Raw genomic sequence first — 19736 nt, 5'->3', positions numbered from 1 at the left:
TGCCCTTCCCCTGCCCCGCCACCCGCACTGCCACCTGCCCCTCTCCGGACTCCTCGCCTCCCTGGAGCAGCCGCCATGCATGACGACCGCAGCATCACCGAGCACCGCCTGCGCCGCGTCCTGGCCGAGCGCATCAAGCCCGCCGTCCACGGGACCCGCGTCCCGCTGACCGTCGAGCGCTGGCAGGTCCCGGGCGAACCCGTGCCCGTGGCCGAGGGCCTGGCCGCGCCGTACGAGCCGTGCGCGGTCGGCGAGACCTGGGGCCCGGCGTGGGGCACCACCTGGTTCCGGGTCACCGGCGCCGTCCCCGCCGCCTGGGCGGGGCGCACCGTCGAGGCCGTCCTCGACCTCGGCTTCGACGCGATGATGCCGGGCTTCCAGTGCGAGGGCCTGGTCCACCGGGCCGACGGCAGCGAGATCAAGGCCCTCAACCCGTACAGCGCCTGGGTGCGCGTGGCCGACCGGGCCGAGGGCGGCGAGCGCGTCGAGTGGTACGTCGAGGCCGCCTCCAACCCGGTCCTGGTCGACCACCGGCCGACGTACGAGGGCGACCGGCGCACCAGCGGGACGGAGCCGCTGTACCGGCTGGCCCGGATGGACCTGGCCGTGTTCGAGACCGGCGTCTGGGAGCTCGTCCAGGACCTGGAGGTGCTGTACGAGCTGATGACGCAGCTGCCGGTGGAGGACGCCCGGCGCCACGAGATCCTGCGCGCGAGCGAGCGGGCGCTGGACGCGCTCGACCTGGGCGACGTCCCGGGCACCGCGGCCGCCGCCCGGGAGCGGCTCGCCGGGGTGCTGGCCGCCCCCGCCGCCGGCTCCGCGCACCGGATCAGCGCGGTCGGCCACGCGCACATCGACTCGGCGTGGCTGTGGCCGCTGCGCGAGACGGTCCGCAAGGTGGCGCGGACCACGTCGAACGTGCTCGCCCTGATGGACGAGCACCCCGAGTTCGTCTTCGCGATGTCCCAGGCGCAGCAGCTGGACTGGATGAAGACCTACCGGCCGGAGCTCTTCGAACGGATCAAGAAGAAGGTCGCCGACGGGCAGTTCGTGCCGGTCGGCGGGATGTGGGTGGAGTCCGACACGAACATGGTCGGCGGCGAGGCGATGGCCCGGCAGTTCCTGTACGGGAAGAAGTTCTTCCGGGACGAGTTCGGCATCGACACGCAGGAGGTCTGGCTGCCCGACTCCTTCGGCTACACGGCCGCGATGCCGCAGATCGTGAAGCTGTCCGGGTCCCGGTGGTTCCTGACGCAGAAGATCTCCTGGTCGCAGGTGAACGCCTTCCCCCACCACACCTTCTGGTGGGAGGGCATCGACGGGACCCGGGTGTTCACCCACTTCCCGCCCGTCGACACCTACAACGGCGACCTCGGCGGGGCCCAGCTCGCCCACGCCGCCCGCGGCTACCGCGAGAAGGGCCGGGCCTCGTCCTCGCTGGCGCCCTTCGGCTGGGGCGACGGCGGTGGCGGCCCCACCCGCGAACACCTGGCGCGGGCCCGGCGCCAGCGGGACCTGGAGGGCTCGCCGCGGGTGGACATCGAACGGCCGTCGGCGTTCTTCGCACGGGCGCAGGCCGAGTACCCGGACGCGCCGGTCTGGGCCGGCGAGCTCTACCTGGAGCTGCACCGCGGCACGTACACCTCGCAGGCGAAGACCAAGCAGGGCAACCGGCGCAGCGAGTCGCTGCTGCGGGAGGCGGAGCTGTGGGCGGCGACGGCGGCCGTCCGGGTGGCGGGGTACGCGTACCCGTACGAGGACCTGGAGCGGATCTGGAAGACGGTGCTGCTGCACCAGTTCCACGACATCCTGCCCGGCTCGTCCATCGCCTGGGTGCACCGCGAGGCGCGGGCGACGTACGCGACCGTACGCGAGGAGCTCACCGCGATCACCCTCGCCGCCCAGATCGCGCTCGCCGGGCAGGGCGGGACCGAGCTGGTCTTCAACTGCGCCCCGCACGCCCGGCGCGGTGTCCCGGCGGGCGGCGCGGGCGCGGCCCGCCGGGACGGTGCCGGGACGACGCCCGTGACGGTGGAGGAGCGGCACGGCGGCGGACACGTGCTGGCCAACGGCCGGCTGCTGGTGGAGATCGACGGCCGGGGGCTGGTGGTCTCCGCGTACGACCTGGCGGCCGGCCGCGAGGCGGTCGCGCCGGGCGCGGCCGCGAACCTGCTCCAGATCCACCCCGACTTCCCCAACATGTGGGACGCCTGGGACATCGACGCCTTCTACCGCCACAACGTCACCGACCTGGTGGACCTCGACGCGATGGAGGTCACCGAGGCCGGCGCGGAGGCGGCCACGGTCACCGTCACCCGCTCCTTCGGCGCCTCCAGGGCCGTCCAGTCCCTGACCCTGCGGGCCGGCGCGCGGACGCTCGACATCGTCACGCAAGTTGACTGGCACGAGAGCGAGAAGCTGCTCAAGGCCGCCTTCCCGCTGGACGTGAAGGCCGAACGCTCCACGTCCGAGACGCAGTTCGGGCACGTCCACCGGGCCACGCACACCAACACCTCGTGGGAGGCGGCCAAGTTCGAGATCTGCGCCCACCGCTGGATCCGGGTGGCCGAGCCGGGCTGGGGGATCGCCCTGGTCAACGACTCCACGTATGGCCACGACGTCACCCGCGACATGCGCGCCGACGGCGGCCAGACCACCACGGTCCGGCTCTCCCTGCTGCGTGCCCCGCGCTACCCCGACCCGGAGACCGACCAGGGCACGCACACGCTGCGGTACGCGCTGGCCCCGGGCGCGGACATCGGCGACGCGGTCCGCGAGGGCCACTGGCTGAACCTGCCCGAGCGCACCGTCCGGGGCGCCGGACCGGTCGAGCCGCTGGTCACGGTGGACGAGGACGCGGTGGTCGTCGAGGCGGTCAAACTGGCCGAGGACCGCGGCGGCGACGTGATCGTCCGGCTGTACGAGTCCCGCGGCGGCCGCGCCCGCGCGACCCTGACCCCGGGCTTCGCCGTCACCTCGGCGGTCGAGTGCGACCTGCTGGAACGCCCGCTGGAACCCACCCCCACCGGCCCGCCCCCCGCGGTGGGCCCGCTCCCGCCCGCCGGCCCCCCGACCGCCACCGACACGTCACCCCGGCCCACCCGGGTGCCCCTGACCCTGCGCCCGTTCCAGATCCTCACCCTGCGCCTGGCCCGGCCTGGGGTGTGACGTCGGCCGCTGCTTCAGCCGCCGGTCCGGATCCGGTTGAGCGCGGCGCGCACCTGCGCCGTCTCCGCCGCGTCCTTGCCGAGGACGGCCACGAGCGTCGGATAGACGTTCGCCAGCGCCTCCAGGGCCGGTCCGGGCTGACCCGCTTCCGCGAGCAGCAGGCCGACGTGCCGCATGGCCGTGAGCAGCAGGGGGTCCTCGGGAGGACGGGAGGCCGACAGCTCCGCCGCCAGCGCCCGGAACTCGTGCAGCGCCCGGTCCGTGTCGCCCAGGCGTTGGCAGCAGTACGCGGCCCGCACCCGGCAGTCGGCCGCGGCGTCCGGCTGCGGGGGTTCCACGGCCGTCAGTTCCTCGGCCAGGGCCCGGTAGGCGGGTAGGGCGGCGCCGTACCGGCCGTCGTCGAAGAGAGCGGCTGCCTGCACCAGGCGGACCTGGACGGACAGCGCGGACGCTACGGCGGGAGCGGGAGCGGGAGCGGGAGCGGAGGCGGGGTCGGGGGTGGGGTCGGGGGTGGCGGGCCGCGGAGCCGGCTGCGCGGTCCGCGGGGATCCGGCCGCCCCCGGCCCGGTCTCCGCGGCGAGCCGGCGCAGCCGTTCGTTCACCGTCCGTGCGGACGACGGACGGTCGCCGGGCCGTTTGGCCAGCGTCTCCAGGACGAGGGCCTCGAGATCCGGCGCGACGTCGGGGCACACCTTCCGCAGCGGAACGGGTGCCCGGAAGCGATGGTCGTACATCACGTTGCCCGAAGGACCGGTGAAGGGCGGCTCGCCGGCCAGCAGGTGGTACAGCACACAGCCCAGTGCGTAGAGATCGCTGCGGGGGGTGAGGGGCAGGTCGGAGTCGAACTGCTCCGGTGCCATGTAGCCCACGGTGCCCAGCACCTGTCCATCGGTGGTGAGCCGGGCGTGGCCGGTGCCGAACACCGCCGCCGTACCGAAGTCGAGCAGTTTCACCCTGCCATGGCCGGTGAGCATGATGTTCGCGGGCTTCAGATCGCGGTGGATCACAGGTTCGGCGTGCAGGTGGTCGAGGACGTCGCAGATCTGGACGCCGATGGACACCGCCTCGTGCGCCGGCAGCCGCGTACGGCGCCGCAGGACCTGGTCGAGGTCCTCGCCCAGGATCAGCTCCATGACCAGGTACAGGGCGCCGGCCTCCCGGCCGAGCCTGGCGTCGTAGAGGACCGGGATGCCGGGATGCGGGAAGCGGGCGATGAGCCGGGCCTCCCGCCGGAACCGTTCGGTCAGCACGTCCAGCTGCCGACCGCGGTCACCGGCCGCGAGCCGGTACGGATTGATGACCTTGATCGCGACGGCCCGCTCCAGCTCGCGGTCGTAGCCGTGCCAGACCTGGCCCATGGCCCCTTCGCCCAGCGGGGTGCGCAGTTCGTAGCGGTCGTCCACGACCCGGGCGTCAGGCAGCATCGGTGCCGTCACCCGCCGGGCCGTCGCCGAGGACCGCGCGCGCGAGCTCGTCGAGCGAGCCCTCGCCCGGCAGGATCCAGCGGCTGGTCCCCTGCACCGCCACCGGCGCCGTGCGCCACCCGGCCTCCGCCCAGATGTGCACGACCAGACCGGACGGCGAGTACCGCTTCCCGTCCGCTTCCCAGACCAGGGGGCGGCGGGCGTCGTTGACCCAGGTGGCGAGGAACCGGGCGGGATCCGAACTCAGCCAGGTGCCGACCTCCGCTTCCTCCGGCGCCGTAGCGGGCCGGTACACCAGCCGGGCCCCGTCCGGGATCCGGCCGTGCTCCACCAGCAGCTTGACGCTGTTCGGCCGCCGGGGCCGGCGCGGCGCACCTGCTGCGAGTTCCACCGCGTCGGCCTGTGACGCGAGCGCGCGCAGGACGGCCTGCGTGAGTTCACGGCACTTGAGCTCGTCGGTGAACATGCTGGCCAGGAAGATGTGGGGGCCGTAGAGGCGGTCCACGAGAGCGATCAGCAGGGAGAGCACCTGGCCGCTGCGCTCCAGTGCCGAGTCCAGCCGGGACTCCCAGTCGCCGTCCGGCTCGTCGATGCCGTCCAGGCCCACGGTCTGGAAGACGATGTGTGCCACGAGCAGGCGCCCGCTGTCGCATACCGCCCGGGCTCGCGGCGGCAGGCTGTCCGACATCTCGTGCATCGCCTGGCTGACCGCGCGCAGCAGCAGGACGGAACGCCAGATCTGCCGGGCCGGCGGTCCGGGCGAGAAGAGCTGGGTGTACGCGCCTGCCGGGGCCCGCCGCCACAGGAATTCGCTGTCGCCGTGCAGCCTGGCCACGAGCGAGCTGTCCGGGTGGGCGCAGGCGAGGGCCGTGGCCGCCTCGACCACTGAGCAGCCCGCCGCCGGCGCGGGGCCGAGCGCGCCGCGCTTGTAGACGTACTCCTTGCCGAGTTCGCGGGCGAACTCGTCCCGGATCTGTGCCTGTTGGTCGTCCAGGGCGATGAAGTCGCGAGCCTCCATGTGGTTCTGGGTGTTGGTGGCCAGCGTGATGTGGGCGGCGAGCGCGCCGGGTGCGTCCTCGACACAGATGACCCGCAGCAGCACCCGGGCCTGGGCCGCCGCGTCAGGCGCCTCCTCGTAGGCCCGGAAGACCGAGGTGAGCGTCTGCGCGCCGTTCGCGACACGGGCGCCGGACAGTTCGAGACGCGCGGGCTGACCCTCGGCGCGGCGCGCGAAGTAGTCGACCCGCACCGCGTCGCACAGCACGGTGATGCCGTTGTTGAAGTACCAGAAGTCCTGGGGGTCCTTGGTCAGGCTCGACACCAGGCCCTGGTTGACCTTGGTCAGCCCCAGGCTCTGCCGCAGGTTCCCCTCGTAGAGCCGTTCGCCGTGCCGCTGGTACCACAGGGCGAGTTCGTCGGCTGCCACCGTGCCCACGTAGGCGCGGTAGGGGAGCGATGTCGCGTACCAGCCGTCGCTCAGGGTCGCGGTGACGGAGAGGGGCCGGGGGGCCGATGCGTACCGGGCGGCCGAATGGAAATCGGCGATGCCGAGCAGCCGTACGTCGACCACGCGGGCGTCGACGAAGTTGAAGTCCGCCACCTCCCGGTACAGCTGGGACTCCGCCTGTGCGGACAGGTGCCCGTCCCCCATGACGGCGGCGACCAGGTGGATCCTGCAGTGCGGGGACGCCAGGACCTCGTCCACCCGGTCGGCCAGGCGCTGGAAGCGGTGGTTGAAGCGGTCGTACTGGAGCTCGGCGAGGTGCCGCAGCCCGGCGACCAGCCTGTGGACGTCCTGGGTGCGCAGGCGGGCGTTGCCGCCGTTGCTCCACTTGGACTGGATCAGCCAGATGTCCGGGGACGTGAGCGAGAAGGCCACCGCGTCGATGCCGTGGTCGTCCCGGCCGTCGATCACGCTGTCGGCGGCTTCGGCCGCCGTGCATCCGGTGACGAGGCGTACGGCCTTCGCGGCGAGGGCGCGGGAGAGGAAGAGGATCTGGCGGGCGTCCGGGCCGTCCACGGGCGCGTCGCCCATCTCGACGAGGCCGCCGAACTCCTCGGTCAGCGCGTCACGGACGAACCGCACCCGCGGGTCGGGCTCCGTGCCGGACGGGGCGGGGGTGGGGGCGTCGTGATCGGGGCGCGTCACGTCAGGGCGCTTCATGGACGAACTCCACCGTCAGCGGGGTGGCCACCAGGCACCGGGTTCCGGTGGCCTCCGGACCGAAACTGCGGGTCACGCGTGCGTAGCCGCGCATCCAGGAGGCGGTGCCGACCAGCTCCGGCGCGGCATCGAGGGCGTTCAGCAGGGCGCGGACGCCCGCGCCCGGCAGGGCGGGCCCCGCGTGTCCGTGCGCGGGCGACGGCGCGGCCGGGTCGGTCTCGTCGGCCCGGGCGCCGGGCTGCAGTGCCAGGGCGTGAACGGCCTCGCCCGCCCGGGTGACGAAGGTCGTGCCGAGGCTGGCGCCGCCCTCGATGTCCTCCAGCAGCGGCCCGTCGATCGGTACGGGTAACCGCCCGAGGAGGTGGTGGGCCGAGCCGTGCATCAGCAGCCGGCAGTCGCCGGCGTGGTCCGGCTCCTCGCCCGGGGCGGGGTCGGCGAACAGCACCATGTGCCGGTAGGGGCCGTTGAGGGCGACGCAGCGCAGCAGCACCTCGAACTGCACCCACTGCCCGGCCCGCAGCCCCGGTTCCTCGAACCAGCGGGCGGACTTCTCCAGGTGCTTGTCCACGCGGTCCAGCTGCCGCAGCCGGGACTGCTCCCCGTCCGGGGCGGGGGCGTCGAGGTCGACGCCGCCGACGGGGGTGGTCAGCCGCAGGGCCCTCGCCCGGGGTGCACGGGCCCCCTGTGGCACGAACTGGCTGAGCTTGGCGTCCGACACATAGATGAACTCGCGCAACGTGGCCCCCCGGCTCGGACTTCGCTCCGCCGCCCATCCTGCCACCGGGTGCGGCCCGGGCGGGGGAAGATCGCGAAGCCCGGCCGCGGGCGGGGGGAGGTGAGCGCATGAGGTGTGTCACAGGGCGGGCGCGTCGGGCCGGTGGCGGTGCGGGAAGGGGCCGCAGGGCCTCCCACTCGATTATGCACTTAGTTGCAAAAGGGGTCCGCGCTCGCTACAACAGGGGGGACCCCACCTGTGTGACGAGGAGCCCCCATGAGCCAGTACCCGCACCTGCTGAGCCCCCTGGACCTCGGCTTCACCACCCTGCCCAACCGCGTGATCATGGGGTCGATGCACACCGGGCTGGAGGAGCACGAGCGCGGCTTCGAGCGGCTCGCCGCCTTCTACGCCGAGCGGGCGCGCGGCGGGGTCGGGCTCATCGTCACCGGCGGTATCGCCCCCAACGACCGGGGCCGTCCCCTCGAGGGCGGCTCCCGGCTCACCACCGAGGCGGAGGCCGAGGAGCACCGGCTGATCACCGACGCCGTGCACGCCGCCGGCGGCAAGATCGCCATGCAGATCCTGCACTTCGGCCGGTACGCCTACCACAAGGACCTCGTCGCCCCCAGCGCCCTCCAGGCCCCCATCAGTCCCTTCGTCCCGCACGCGCTGACCGACGACGAGGTCGAGGAGACCGTCGAGGACTTCGTCCGCGCCGCCCGCCTGGCCCGGCTCGCCGGCTACGACGGTGTCGAGATCATGGGCTCCGAGGGCTACCTGATCAACGAGTTCATCGCCGCCGCCACCAACCGGCGCGAGGACCGCTGGGGCGGCAGCTACGAGAACCGGGTCCGGTTCCCGCTGGAGATCGTCCGCCGCACCCGCGAGGCCGTCGGCGAGGACTTCATCCTGATCTACCGGCTCTCCATGCTGGACCTGGTCCCGGGCGGCTCCACCCTCGACGAGGTCGTCCACCTCGCCAAGGAGATCGAAGCGGCCGGCGCGACCATCATCAACACGGGCATCGGCTGGCACGAGGCCCGTATCCCCACCATCGCCACCTCCGTCCCGCGCGGCGCCTACACCTGGGTCACCCAGCGGCTGATGGGCGCGGTCTCCGTACCGCTCGTCACCAGCAACCGCATCAACACCCCCGAGACCGCCGAGCAGGTGCTCGCCGAGGGCCGCGCGGACCTGGTGTCGATGGCCCGCCCCTTCCTCGCCGACGCCGACTTCGTCGCCAAGGCGCAGGCCGGCCGCCCCGGGTCCATCAACACCTGCATCGGCTGCAACCAGGCCTGCCTCGACCACACCTTCAGCGGCCGGATCACCTCCTGCCTGGTCAACCCGCGGGCCTGCCACGAGACCGAGCTCGTCCTCGCCCCCACCCGGCTGAAGAAGACCGTCGCCGTCGTCGGCGCCGGCCCCGCCGGCCTGGCCTGCGCGGTCTCGGCCGCCGAACGCGGCCACACCGTCACCGTGTTCGAGGCCGCCGGGCACATCGGCGGCCAGCTCGACATCGCGCGCCGCATCCCGGGCAAGGAGGAGTTCGACGAGACCATCCGCTACTTCGGCAGCCGCCTGGAGGAGTGCGGCATCGAGGTCCGCCTGAACACCCGCGCCGACGTCGCCGCCCTCGCCGGCTACGACGAGGTCGTCGTCGCCACCGGCGTCACCCCGCGCATCCCGGACATCGACGGCGTCGGCCACGAGCGGGTGGTCAGCTACCTCGACGTCCTGCGCGACGGCGCCCCCGTCGGCGAGCGCGTCGCGGTCCTCGGCGCCGGCGGCATCGGCTTCGACGTCGCCGAGTACCTCACCGACAGCGGTGAGGGCGCCGCCCAGGACCCGGAGGTCTACTTCCGTCACTGGGGCGTCGACACCTCCTACGCCGGCCCCGGCGGGCTGGCGGCCCCCGAGCGCCCGGCGCCGCCCCGCCAGGTCCACCTGCTCCAGCGCAAGACCACCAAGGTCGGCGCCGGCCTCGGCGTCACCACCGGCTGGATCCACCGCGCCGAGCTCAAGCACCGCGGCGTGGTCAGCGTCGCCGGCGCGACGTACGACCGCATCGACGACGAGGGCCTGCACATCACCGTCGACGGCGAGCAGCGGCTGATCCCTGCCGACACGGTCGTGCTCTGCACCGGCCAGGAGCCGCGCCGCGACCTGTACGACGCGTTGCGCGCCGCCGGCGTCGAGGCCCACCTGATCGGCGGCGCGGACGTGGCCGCGGAACTGGACGCGAAGCGGGCGATCCGCCAGGGCACCGAACTCGCCGCGACGCTCTGAGCGAGGGAGCCGGGCGCCGGGGTGTTGTCGGCGGTGTTGTCGGCGGCCTGTCCGGGGGTCACAATCGCGCGTGTGACGCTGACTCCCGCAGACGCCGACAAGATCCTCGCCGACAACTTCGCCCCGTGGGTCCTGGCCCTGGGCCTGACCGTCCAGGAGACCGGCGAACGCCACGCCGTGCTGCGCCTGCCCTGGTCCGACACGCTCGCCCGGGACGGCGGCGGCCTGTCCGGGCAGGCGATGATGGCGGCCGCCGACACCGCCACGGTGATCGCCATCTCGGCGGCCCGCGGCGCGTACGGCCCGATGACCACGGTCCAGCAGTCCACGAGCTTCCAGCGGCCGGTGACCGGCTCGGACGTCCTGATCGAGGTGACCGTCACCAAACTCGGGCGCCGCATGGCCTTCGCGGACGTCACCCTGACGGCTGAGGGCGACGAGGCCCCGGCCGCGAAGGCCTCCACCGTGTACGCCCTGCTGGGCTGAGCCTCGCGGGGCCGCGGGGCCGCGGGGGCGTGCGGGCCGCGCGCGACGGACTTCCTCGGCTGCGGCCCTCCTCCGTCCGGGGGGGGGGAGTGGCCGGTCCGCCGGACGAGGATCATGGTGGGGCCGTCGCAACCCCGCCGGGGGTCCACCGTCGGCCGGGTGGGCCCGCGAGTTCCCGATGACGGTCACCGGCAAGATCCGCAAGGTGGAGATGCGCGAACGGGCCATCGGCATCCCGGGCCTGACGGAGCGCTAAGGACCGGCGACCTGATCGGTTACCTGTTCGGCGATGGGTTCGGCGACCGGTTCGGCGACCTGTTGGGCGAGCGGCGCGGGCAGTGGGTAGGGCCGTTCGCGGGGGAGCAGGGACGCCGCCGTGGACAGGTCTCCGGAGCGGACCGCCGCGTGGATCTCGTGCGCGGTCGTCGTCACGTCCCGGATCCCGGTGATCCAGTCCTCCACGTACCGGTCGACGGCCGTCCCCGACAGCCCGATCTGGATCGCGCGGTACGGCAGCGGGTTCAACGACAGGTCCCGCTCGGGGTCCCACTGGACGCGGACCGGGCTGGAGCGTACGGCCGCGCTCCACTCCTCCCGCGTCGCGTACCGCGACCGGTCGAAGTGGCTCAGGACCGCCTGAGACAGCGCCTCCTCGAAGCCGCGGCGCGTGATGTCGATGGCGAGGATCCGCTCCTGGTCGGGCTTTCGGCCCCACCCGGCGCGGTACATCATCCACAGGAACGACGGCTTGATCCACGTCATACGGGCGCGCTTGAAGGGATCCACGAAGGTCCCCGCGGCCAGGGCCGGTACGGCGATCCGCGCGGCGTACGCCTGGTACACGGTGATGGTCTCGTCGTCGTACCGGGCGCGGACCTCGCGCCGTGGCCGGCCCGCGTCCGCCGCCGTCGCGATCTGGTTCATCGTCACGTACTTGTCCTCCGGGCCGGGCCCCGGCTCTTCTTCCGGCCCGGACTCCTGTACGGAGTCTCGCAAGAACGCGCGCCGGCCTCGAACGGATTACGGCCCGGCGACGGGCACCGGGCGCGGCGGCCGGGCGCACCGTAGCAGCGTTTCGGGGCCTCGCCCGGATGTTTGTCCGTTCGTGATGGTCCTTCGATCCGGGTACCACAACCGCCACTAACGTCCCTTGCCACCCGCAGGTGCAGGAGCACCCGGCACGTAGCAAGGAGGCACAGTGCTGTCATTGCGCAGGTCGGCCGTCGGCGGCATGTCGGTCGCTTCGAGACACGTGGTGGGCACGGCCGTCGTCATCGGCGCCCTCGCGTTCACGCTGATCGCGTTGCTGATCCCCGTGCAGAACTTCGGCGGCGGCTCCGCCACGGCCGCCACCGCTCCGGCCGCCGACGACGACGGCGCCGGAACCCTGAGCACGGCCTTCGGACCCCTCACCCCCCAGGACCGGGACTTCGTCCGCAAGGTACGGCTCGCCGGCCTGTGGGAGCTGCCCGCCGGCCGCCAGGCCCTGCAGCGCGGTACCCGGCCCTCCGTACGGACCGTCGGCGAGCACCTCATCGAGGGCCACTCCGACCTGGACCGGCGCTCCCTGGAGGTGGGCGGGGCCCTCGGCATCGACCTGCCCGCCCGGCCCACCGACCAGCAGCAGGGCTGGCTCGACCAGATGGACCGGGCGCAGGGCGCCGAGTACGAGCGGTTGTTCGTCCAGCTGCTGCGGCGCGCCCACGGCAAGGTCTTCGCCCTGGTGGCCCAGATCCGCGCCCAGACCCGCAACTCCATGGTCCGGGCCCTGGCCACGGAGGCCAACGCCACCGTCCTGGACCACATCTCGGTTCTCGAGGCCACCGGTCTGGTCGACTTCGACGGCCTCGCGGACACCGCACCACCGAACCCCTCCGTTCCCCGACCGACGAAGTGAAGTGATCGCATGAGGCAAGAGGGCCGCACACGCCGACTCCGGCCGTCGTACAAGGCCGTCGCCCTGGTGTCCGCCCTGGTCCTGGGCGGTGGCGGAGTCGTGATCCTGGCCCAGCAGGCCTCCGCGGGGCAGGACTCCCGCAGAGCGCCCGTGACCGCGACCATCGACTGCCCCGACGTGGGCGACCAGTTGAAGGACGTGCCCGGCCAGGTCCGTCCCGAGGTCGACAAGAACCTCGCCGAGCTGGACACCCAGATCGCCGACGCCTACCGGCAGCTGGCCACGGGGCAGGCGCAGGGCAATGCCCTGCTCGGCCGGCTGAAGAGCCAACGAACCGGAACCATAGGCAAGTTGTCGGACACCATCGGAAAAGCCGCCGCCCGTCCCGCCGGGCTGGACGCGCTCAGCGGCTGCGCGATGAAACAGGCCCCGGCCGCCGACCCGGCCGACGTGTCCGCCGACGCGGCCAAGGGGCAGAGTGGCGCCGCGGCCGCCGCGGCCGCCGGGCAGAACCGCGGTGGCCCGGCCCGCAGCGACTTCGTCGCCATCGGCACGGTCCGCCCCAACGTCCGTACCCCCGCCCGCGGTCCCGGGGCGTCCACCGGCTCGTTCTCCGTCAACTGCGGCCGCAACGAGAACAAGCACTTCAACCCCGACAACGTCATCGTCGCGCCCGGCGTCAGCAACGGCGCCCACCACATGCACGACTACGTCGGCAACAAGACCACCGACGCCTTCTCCACCAACAACAGCCTGGCCGCCTCCGGAACCACGTGCACCAACGGCGACCAGTCCACGTACTACTGGCCGGTGCTGCGGCTGCGCGACGGGAGGGCCGAGCGGGACGCCAACGCGCCCGGCGGCGGCCTGGACGCCAACGTGGGCACCATCCTGAAACCGAAGCAGGTGACGATCGAGTTCAAGGGCAGCCCCGTCTCCCGGGTCGCGGCCATGCCCCGGTTCCTGCGGATCATCACGGGTGACGCCAAGGCGTTCACGAACGGCCCCGGCAACGCCAACGCCTCCTGGAGCTGCACCGGCTTCGAGAACCGGCAGCTGAAGGACAAGTACCCGGTCTGCCCCAAGGGCAGCGACGTGGTGCGTACGTTCACCTTCCAGAGCTGCTGGGACGGCAAGAACATCGACAGCGCCAACCACCGTACGCACGTGGCCTTCGCGGGCCGTAACGGCGCCTGCCCGGCCGGCTTCAAGGCGGTGCCGCAGCTCGTGCAGCGGATCACCTACGGCGTGCCGCCCGGCGCGCGGTTCGCGGTGGACAGCTTCCCCGAGCAGCTGCACAAGCCCGTCACCGATCACGGCGACTTCATCAACGTCATGTCGGACCGGCTGATGGGCGACGCGGTGCGCTGCATCAACGGCGGGCGCGCCTGCCGCTGAGACCTCGGGGCGGCGCGCGTCCTCCCACCTCCCCCCGCGCCGCCCCGAGAACGGTGCCGGCCCGCAGAGCAGATTGCGGGCCGGCACCCTTCGCGTTCCCCGGTGCGGGGTACGGAGTCCGGGGCCGGCGTGCGGAGCTCCGGCCTGGCGTACGGAGTCCCGGTCCGGCGTACGGTGCCGGGCCCGGCGCAGGGCATCGGCCGGCGGTCGCGCGGGTCGGGTTCCGCCGTACCGGCCGGCTTCCCGCGTGAGGTCCGGCTCTGCGGGTACGGGCCGGATGCCGTCGTACGGGACCCGCTTCCGGTGACTGTCGCGGGCCCGTGCCGACGGCGCCCCGGGAACACGGGTGGCGGGCGGGCGGGCGGCTGCGGCGGCCGGATGCCGGTACGGGAACGACTGCGGCCCCTCGGCCGCCGTGCGGGCGGACGAGGGGCCGGAGCCGGAACTGCGGGTCGGGGTCGGGTCACAGGCCGTTGACGCGGGCCATGCGGCCGACGCCCAGCGGGCGGAAGTCGGCCGTCATGGCGCGCGCCCGGCGGCCCACCCGTGAGTGCTGGCGCCGTACCTGTGCCATGAGGCGGCGGCTGCGCAGGGCCATCTCCAGTTCGAAGCGGGTGCGCGGGTCGCGCAGCCCGGGGCCGAAGAGCTTCTCCAGTTGCCGCATCCGGTAGCGCACGGTCTGCGGGTGCACGCTCAGCGCCTTGGCGGCCTCGGGCGCGCCGCCGCCCTCCAGCCAGGCCAGCAGGGTCACTTCGAGCCGCTCGCTCTGGCGCGGGGTCAGGTTCGCCAGCGGCCGCAGCCAGCGCGCGGCCAGCGCGTGGGCCAGCGGCTCGTCCTGGAGCAGCATCAGGGTCGAGAGGTGGTCGTCGACGAAGACGGCCCGTGCGTCGGGGGCGGAGCGGGCCGGGGTCAGGGTCAGCAGCCGCAGGGCCCAGCGCAGGGAGGAGGCCGTGTCGCGCAGGGCGACGGTGTGGCCGACGGCGGCGAACCGCCCGCGCAGTGCGGCCTCCAGCGCGGTGCGGGCATCCGGGTCGGGGCTGGGGACCAGCAGGCACGGCTGGCCGCCGACCATGCCGACGAGGCCGTCGTCCAGGACGGAGGCCAGCTGCTGGGTCTCGCCCGGGGTGGCCAGGGCGATGGCCCGGAGCGCGGCCGGGAGCGGCCAGCCGGCCGCGGCGGCGAGTTCGGCGAGCGCCTGGTCAGGCATGGTCATGTCACCCGTAAGGACGGTGAACAGCTCGCGCCGGGCGGACTCGGGGCCGCTGCCGCCGAACGCCGCCGTGGGGAGGGTGGTCACGGGGGCGATCCGGGGCCGCTGGCGCGGGATCAGGCCCGGCGCGCGGTCGCGGCCGTGCTTGCGTTCGTGGTCCCGGTCCAGCACCCGGCCCGGGTCCCGGTCCAGCACCCGGCCGGTGTGCCGGTCGTGGTCGTGGTCGTGGCCGGGGCGGTCCTGCCCGTGGTCGGGACGGTCCTGCCCGTGGTCGGGACGGTCCTGCCCGTGGTCGGGAAGGCCCTGCCCGTGGTCGGGACGGCTCTGCTCGTGGTCGGGACGGTCCCGCTCGTGGTCGGGACGGCTCTGCTCGTGGTCGGGACGGTCCCGCTCATGGCCGGGGCGGTCCTGCCCGTGGTCGGGAAGGTCCCGCTCACGGCCGGAGCGGCGGTCCTGGCCGGCGGCCCGGTCCCGGGCGCGGCCGGTCTCCGCCGCGCGGCGGGGGCCCGCGTCGGGGCGGCCGGACCCGGGGGCGGCGGCCGCCGCGTGGTCAGCGGTGGCGTCCGGGCCCGGCTGCTGCCCCCGCGCCGCGGACTCGTCGTATCCGAGGGCCGCGAGCAGGGCCGCCTCCACCGCCTCCCGGACCACCTCGTCGCCGGTGTCCTCGATCAGCTCCGCGAAGCCGGGTATGGACTCGCGGAGCTCTTCCACCATTCCCTCGGCCAGCGCGGGCAGTTCCCTGCGCAGGACCCGGGTCCATTCGCCGCGGGGGCGGGCCCAGATGCGGTTCAGAAGTTCGCACATTGTTACCTCGTTCATGCCGGGGTATGGCCCGCTCCGCGGGAGGGCGACAGGCCTGTGGAGGCGGGTCAGCCGCCCCACCGGCGCCAGTGCCGACGGGGGAGTCGTGCACCTCGTACTCCCTCCAGGAGCGTGCCATCCACTTGCAGTCCCGCTACGCCGCGCCGACGCGCCGCCGGGACCCGTGGCGGAGGACAAGACGTCCGTCCTGTCACAACCGCACCTCTGGAAGGGCATCTTCCGGGGGTGTTGGAGGTGATGATGCCGTGGCCGCAAGAACTTGTCACGATTCGATAAATCCTGTGGAGGGGTTGCGAAGCTCCACAATGCTTCAACACTCCGGCCCCCGCTCCCGGTCGGCGGCGCGAACAACTACCGCCCGCTGCCGAGCAGTTACGACGACTACCCCGGGCGCCGAGCGCGAGGTGGAGTGCTCGCGGACCCGGGCGTATGGGAGAACTCGATGCCCCTGCCCCATACCCGCACGCCCCGCTCGCACCGGGCCCGCCGCACCAGACGCCACGCCGGCGCGGCCGCGGCAGCGGCCGCGGGACGGCGGGCCGTACGGCGGCCGCCCCTGCTCTCCGCCGGCGGCGGTCCGCACCCCGCGGCCCTGTGCGTCGCCGCCCTCGCCGCCCTGGTCGCGCTGATCGTGGCCGCCCGGGCCGGTGCCCTGACGAACCTGTGGGAGTTCCTGGACTACGGCGCGGGCGTCCTCTCGCTCGTCTCTCTGACCTCCGCCGTGCTGTGGGGCCTGGCCGCCACCGACCGCACCCTGCTGACCTCGGGCCACCGCATCGTCGCCCAAGGGGCGCACCGCGGCCTCGCCGTGGCGGGACTGGGCTTCCTCGCCCTGCACGTCTGGGTCAAGATCGCGGAGAGCCGGACCTCCGCCGCGGCCGCGGTCCTCCCCTTCGCCGACCGCGAGCAGCCCCTGCTCATCGGGCTCGGAACCTTGGCCGGTTACCTGTTCGTCTCCGTCGCGGTCTCCGGCGCCGTGCGCAGCGCGTTCGCCACCAAGGGCCGCTCCCTGTGGTGGCGGGCCCTGCACATGGGCGCCTACCCCGCGTGGGGCGCGTCCCTGGTGCACGGGCTGAAGGCCGGCCGCGCCGCCAGCGCCTGGGTGACCGTGGCGTACGCCCTGTGCGTGGTCGCCGTCGCCGGCGTGCTCGTCGTACGGCTGAGGGCGCGGCTGCTCGCGACGCCCGCCAGGCCGGCCGGTGCGCCGGCCCCGTCCGTACCCCGCTCGGCGCCCGCGGAGCCGCCGCGTGCCCCCCGCCCCTTCGTGCGCCAGCCCGCCCAGGCGCCCACCGAGCAGCTCGTGGCCCGGCTCACCGGACCGGCCGCCGCCGCCCGCCCGGTGCCGCCGCCCCGGCCCGGACAGCCGCCGTACGGTGCGGTGTTCGTCCCCAGTGGGCTCCAGCCGGCCCCGGACCGGGGCGGTGAACCCCTCGACGGGATCCGGGGGCGGCTGTGAACCCCGTACCGCGCCCGGCCCTCGGCTGCGTGGGGCAGCCCCGGCTGCTCGCCGGCCTCGACACCGCCCCCCGGCTCGACCGGGCCGGGCACCTCGCCGTACACGGCCAGGTGCCCGCCTACCACGTCGACGAACTCGTCGAACTCACCGAGTACATCGACCTGCGCGGCCGCGGCGGGGCCGGCTTCCCCTTCGCCCGCAAGCTGCGGGCGGTCACCCGCTCCGCCCGGGCGCGGGAGGGCGGCCGTACCGCCGTCGTCGTCAACGGCAGCGAGGGTGAACCCAGTTGCCTCAAGGACACCGCCCTGCTCCTGCACGTCCCGCACCTGGTCCTCGACGGCGCCCTGCTGGCGGCCGGCGCGCTCGGCGCCGAGGACGTCGTCGTCGGTGTGACCCGGCAGGACGTGGAGCAGTCGGTGCGCGCCGCCGTCGCCGAACGCGGCCCCGCCGGCCGCCGGGTACGGGTCACCCTGCTGCCCGAGCGCTTCGTCACCGGCGAGGGGACCGCCATGGTGCGCGGGCTGGACGGCGGGCCCACGCTGCCCTCCGGGCAGAAGGTCCGTACCAGCGAGCGGGGCCTGGGCGGGGTGCCCACCCTGCTGTCCAACACCGAGACGTACGCCCAGCTCGCCGTCGCCGCGCGGCTCGGCGGGGCGGAGTACCGGGCCGTGGGACTGCCCGCCGAGCCCGGCACCCTGCTGCTGACGGTCGGCGGGGCCACGGTGGTCGAGGTGCCCACCGGCACCTCGCTGCCGTACGTGCTGGACCTGTGCGGCTCCGGGCCCGGCCAGGGCGTCCTGGTCGGTGGCTACCACGGCCGCTGGCTGGAGCCCGGGGCGGCCCGCTCGGCCGCGCTCTCCCGGCAGTCGCTGTCCGGGTTCGACGCGGTGCTGGGCGCCGGCGCCGTCCTGCCGCTGCCCGAGGACACCTGTCCGGCCGGTGAAGTGGCCCGGGTGACCCGCTGGATGGCCGACGAGTCGGCGGGCCAGTGCGGGCCGTGCGTGCGCGGTCTGCCCTCGCTCGCCGACGCCGTGGAGAACCTGGTCGGCGGGGGCGGCCGGGCGGCGCTCGAGGGGGTCCAGGCGCGCATGCGGGCGGTGCGCGGCCGCGGCGCGTGCAGCCACCCCGACGGTACGTCCGCCTTCGTGGCCTCCGCGCTCGCGGTGTTCCCGGAGGAGTTCCGCGATCACGCACTCGGCAGCGGCTGCGGCCGCCGGGTGCTGGGCGCCCTGCCGCTGCCGGCCGACGAGAACCCCGAACGGCTCGTCGTGGACTGGACGTTGTGCAAGGGCCACGGACTGTGCGTGGACCTGCTGCCCGACGTCGTCCGGCTGGATGCCGACGGCTTCCCGGCCCAGGGGGTCATGCCGGTGCCCGGACGGCTGCGGCCGAAGGCGCTGCGCGCGGTCCGCCGCTGTCCCGCGCTCGCCCTGCGCATCCAGGAATGAACGCCCGGTGAGCGGCCGGTGAGCGGTCGCAGCCGTCCCGAGTTCATGCGGAGTTCCTGCTTTGGCGCGATCTGACAAATTCCCGGGAATTCGAATTCGATGGCCCGGGCAGGCCCTATGAATAGGGGTGAGGAATGAAGAGGGCGAGGGCGTCGAGGCGCCGGGCCGACAACGAAGGAGTGACCGTGAACAAGAAGCGTCGAGGGGTGGCCGTCGGCTCGGTCGTCGCCGTCATGCTGCTGGCGGCCGGCTGCGGGAGCGACGGCGGTGGCACCCGCAATGTGAATTCCGCGCAGCCTGCCGGTGGGGCCAAGGCGCTGGGGAACGGATACGGGGCGTCGCCCTACGGCGCGGGCGGATACGGCGCGGATCCGTCCGCCGGCTCGGGGTCCGGGTCGGGGTCCGGATACGGGTCGGGAGCGGGGTACGGGTCCGGTGCCGCCGCCGGGAAGGGCGGTTCGGCCGGGCAGCTGGCCGTACGGGACATACCGGCCGTCGGCAGTGTGGTCACCGACGGCGCCGGTGCCACCCTCTACCGCTTCGACAAGGACACCGCCCAGCCGCCCAAGTCGGCCTGCGACGGCGACTGCGCCGCGGCCTGGCCCCCGGTGCCGGCCGATGACGCCAGGGTCGGGGAGGGCATCGACGCGGGCCTGCTCGGCGAGGTCGTCCGCACCGACGGCAGCAAGCAGCTGACGCTGGCCGGCTGGCCCGTCTACCGCTATGCCAAGGACACCCGGCCGGGCGAGGCGAAGGGCGAGGGGGTGGGCGGCACCTGGCACGCGCTGGCGGCCGACGGCGGGAAGGCCGTCGACCGGCAGGGCGGGGCCGCACCGGGCACGGGCGGCGGCCACGGCGGCATGGCGGGCATGCCCGGCATGCCGGGGAAGGGCGGCGCCGGACTCGTCGTGATGAACGACGAGAAACTCGGCAGGATTCTCGCGGACGGTCAGGGGCGTACGCTCTACCGTTTCGACAAGGACAGTGCCTGGCCGATGAGAATCGGCTGCGTCGATTCCTGCACGGATACGTGGAAGCCGGCCGCTCCGGTGGACAAGTCGAAGGTGTCGGGAATCCCGGCGGAATGGATCGGTACGGTGAAGCGGCCGGACGGGACGGAACAATTGACGATCGACTGCTGGCCGGTCTATTCGTTCACCGGTGACACCGCGCCGGGCCAGACCAGCGGACACAACAAACAGGGGCTGTGGTTCGCGGTGACGGACGCCGGAAAGAAGGCCAAGGCGGCCGGCTGA

The 19736-nt window shown here is 73.9% G+C and carries 13 protein-coding genes; 8 read left to right on the top strand and 5 right to left on the bottom strand.

The genetic code is table 11. The annotated features are described in order from the left end of the window. Positions 1–75: 75 nt before the first annotated feature. Positions 76–3168 (top strand): alpha-mannosidase, encoded by a 3093-nt coding sequence (locus ACIPXB_RS23265; RefSeq protein ID WP_401452869.1) that lies wholly within the window; start codon positions 76–78, stop codon positions 3166–3168. A 14-nt stretch (positions 3169–3182) separates the two neighbouring features. Here ACIPXB_RS23265 and ACIPXB_RS23260 read toward each other — a convergent pair whose 3' ends face one another. Genes ACIPXB_RS23260 through ACIPXB_RS23250 form a run of 3 tightly spaced genes read right to left on the bottom strand, consistent with a single transcriptional unit; the run spans position 3183 to position 7492 of the window. Continuing rightward, positions 3183–4592: a protein kinase gene (locus ACIPXB_RS23260; protein ID WP_401452867.1), complete on the bottom strand. Its 1410-nt coding sequence runs from the start codon at positions 4590–4592 to the stop codon at positions 3183–3185. Then, on the bottom strand, positions 4582–6756 hold the full coding sequence (locus ACIPXB_RS23255) for an AIPR family protein (protein WP_401452865.1): 2175 nt from the start codon (positions 6754–6756) through the stop codon (positions 4582–4584). Before ACIPXB_RS23255 ends, ACIPXB_RS23260 begins: the two co-directional genes overlap by 11 nt. Next, on the bottom strand, positions 6743–7492 hold the full coding sequence (locus tag ACIPXB_RS23250; protein WP_401452863.1) for an SAVMC3_10250 family protein: 750 nt from the start codon (positions 7490–7492) through the stop codon (positions 6743–6745). The genes ACIPXB_RS23255 and ACIPXB_RS23250 overlap by 14 nt, the downstream gene beginning before the upstream one ends. A gap of 255 nt (positions 7493–7747) precedes the next feature. Between ACIPXB_RS23250 and ACIPXB_RS23245 the strand changes: the two genes are divergently transcribed. Continuing rightward, the gene (locus ACIPXB_RS23245; protein WP_401452861.1) at positions 7748–9763 is read left to right on the top strand and encodes an FAD-dependent oxidoreductase; all 2016 of its coding nucleotides are present in this window, start codon (positions 7748–7750) and stop codon (positions 9761–9763) included. A 72-nt stretch (positions 9764–9835) separates the two neighbouring features. Beyond that, the gene (locus tag ACIPXB_RS23240) at positions 9836–10249 is read left to right on the top strand and encodes a PaaI family thioesterase (protein WP_401452859.1); all 414 of its coding nucleotides are present in this window, start codon (positions 9836–9838) and stop codon (positions 10247–10249) included. A 252-nt stretch (positions 10250–10501) separates the two neighbouring features. Here the strand turns inward: ACIPXB_RS23240 and ACIPXB_RS23235 are convergent, their stop codons facing one another. After that, complete coding sequence (locus tag ACIPXB_RS23235; protein WP_401453071.1) at positions 10502–11173, bottom strand: DUF4291 domain-containing protein; 672 nt, start codon at positions 11171–11173, stop codon at positions 10502–10504. 307 nt (positions 11174–11480) lie between these two features. Here ACIPXB_RS23235 and ACIPXB_RS23230 point away from each other — a divergent pair, with 307 nt between their 5' ends. Next, positions 11481–12146, top strand: coding sequence for a DUF4142 domain-containing protein (locus ACIPXB_RS23230; RefSeq protein ID WP_401453069.1), 666 nt, complete (start codon positions 11481–11483; stop codon positions 12144–12146). A 9-nt stretch (positions 12147–12155) separates the two neighbouring features. Then, the gene (locus ACIPXB_RS23225) at positions 12156–13544 is read left to right on the top strand and encodes a DUF1996 domain-containing protein (RefSeq protein WP_401452857.1); all 1389 of its coding nucleotides are present in this window, start codon (positions 12156–12158) and stop codon (positions 13542–13544) included. 463 nt (positions 13545–14007) lie between these two features. Here ACIPXB_RS23225 and ACIPXB_RS23220 read toward each other — a convergent pair whose 3' ends face one another. Beyond that, entirely contained in the window at positions 14008–15558 is a 1551-nt protein-coding gene (locus ACIPXB_RS23220) for a helix-turn-helix domain-containing protein (protein WP_401452856.1), read from the bottom strand. 460 nt (positions 15559–16018) lie between these two features. Here ACIPXB_RS23220 and ACIPXB_RS23215 point away from each other — a divergent pair, with 460 nt between their 5' ends. From ACIPXB_RS23215 to ACIPXB_RS23205, 3 genes are all read left to right on the top strand, one after another. Then, the gene (locus ACIPXB_RS23215; RefSeq protein ID WP_401452854.1) at positions 16019–17032 is read left to right on the top strand and encodes a hypothetical protein; all 1014 of its coding nucleotides are present in this window, start codon (positions 16019–16021) and stop codon (positions 17030–17032) included. Then, the gene (locus ACIPXB_RS23210) at positions 17029–18480 is read left to right on the top strand and encodes an NADH-ubiquinone oxidoreductase-F iron-sulfur binding region domain-containing protein (protein ID WP_401452852.1); all 1452 of its coding nucleotides are present in this window, start codon (positions 17029–17031) and stop codon (positions 18478–18480) included. The genes ACIPXB_RS23215 and ACIPXB_RS23210 overlap by 4 nt, the downstream gene beginning before the upstream one ends. Before the next feature lie 185 nt (positions 18481–18665). Then, positions 18666–19736: an SCO0930 family lipoprotein gene (locus tag ACIPXB_RS23205; protein ID WP_401452850.1), complete on the top strand. Its 1071-nt coding sequence runs from the start codon at positions 18666–18668 to the stop codon at positions 19734–19736.

The sequence above is a fragment of the Streptomyces sp. NPDC090022 genome (genome assembly GCF_044748145.1).
Classification (GTDB): domain Bacteria; phylum Actinomycetota; class Actinomycetes; order Streptomycetales; family Streptomycetaceae; genus Streptomyces.
The sequence above is the reverse complement of the archived record's forward strand: the minus strand, read 5'-3'. Positions and strand labels throughout refer to the sequence as shown.

Coding starts and splice junctions, on each gene's coding strand:
- ACIPXB_RS23265 (WP_401452869.1), top strand. CDS start 76: ATGCATGACGACCGCAGCATCACCGAGCACCGCCTGCGCCGCGTCCTG.
- ACIPXB_RS23215 (WP_401452854.1), top strand. CDS start 16,019: ATGCCCCTGCCCCATACCCGCACGCCCCGCTCGCACCGGGCCCGCCGC.
- ACIPXB_RS23225 (WP_401452857.1), top strand. CDS start 12,156: ATGAGGCAAGAGGGCCGCACACGCCGACTCCGGCCGTCGTACAAGGCC.
- ACIPXB_RS23255 (WP_401452865.1), bottom strand. CDS start 6,756: ATGAAGCGCCCTGACGTGACGCGCCCCGATCACGACGCCCCCACCCCC.
- ACIPXB_RS23245 (WP_401452861.1), top strand. CDS start 7,748: ATGAGCCAGTACCCGCACCTGCTGAGCCCCCTGGACCTCGGCTTCACC.
- ACIPXB_RS23220 (WP_401452856.1), bottom strand. CDS start 15,558: ATGTGCGAACTTCTGAACCGCATCTGGGCCCGCCCCCGCGGCGAATGG.
- ACIPXB_RS23260 (WP_401452867.1), bottom strand. CDS start 4,592: ATGCTGCCTGACGCCCGGGTCGTGGACGACCGCTACGAACTGCGCACC.
- ACIPXB_RS23235 (WP_401453071.1), bottom strand. CDS start 11,173: ATGAACCAGATCGCGACGGCGGCGGACGCGGGCCGGCCACGGCGCGAG.
- ACIPXB_RS23230 (WP_401453069.1), top strand. CDS start 11,481: ATGTCGGTCGCTTCGAGACACGTGGTGGGCACGGCCGTCGTCATCGGC.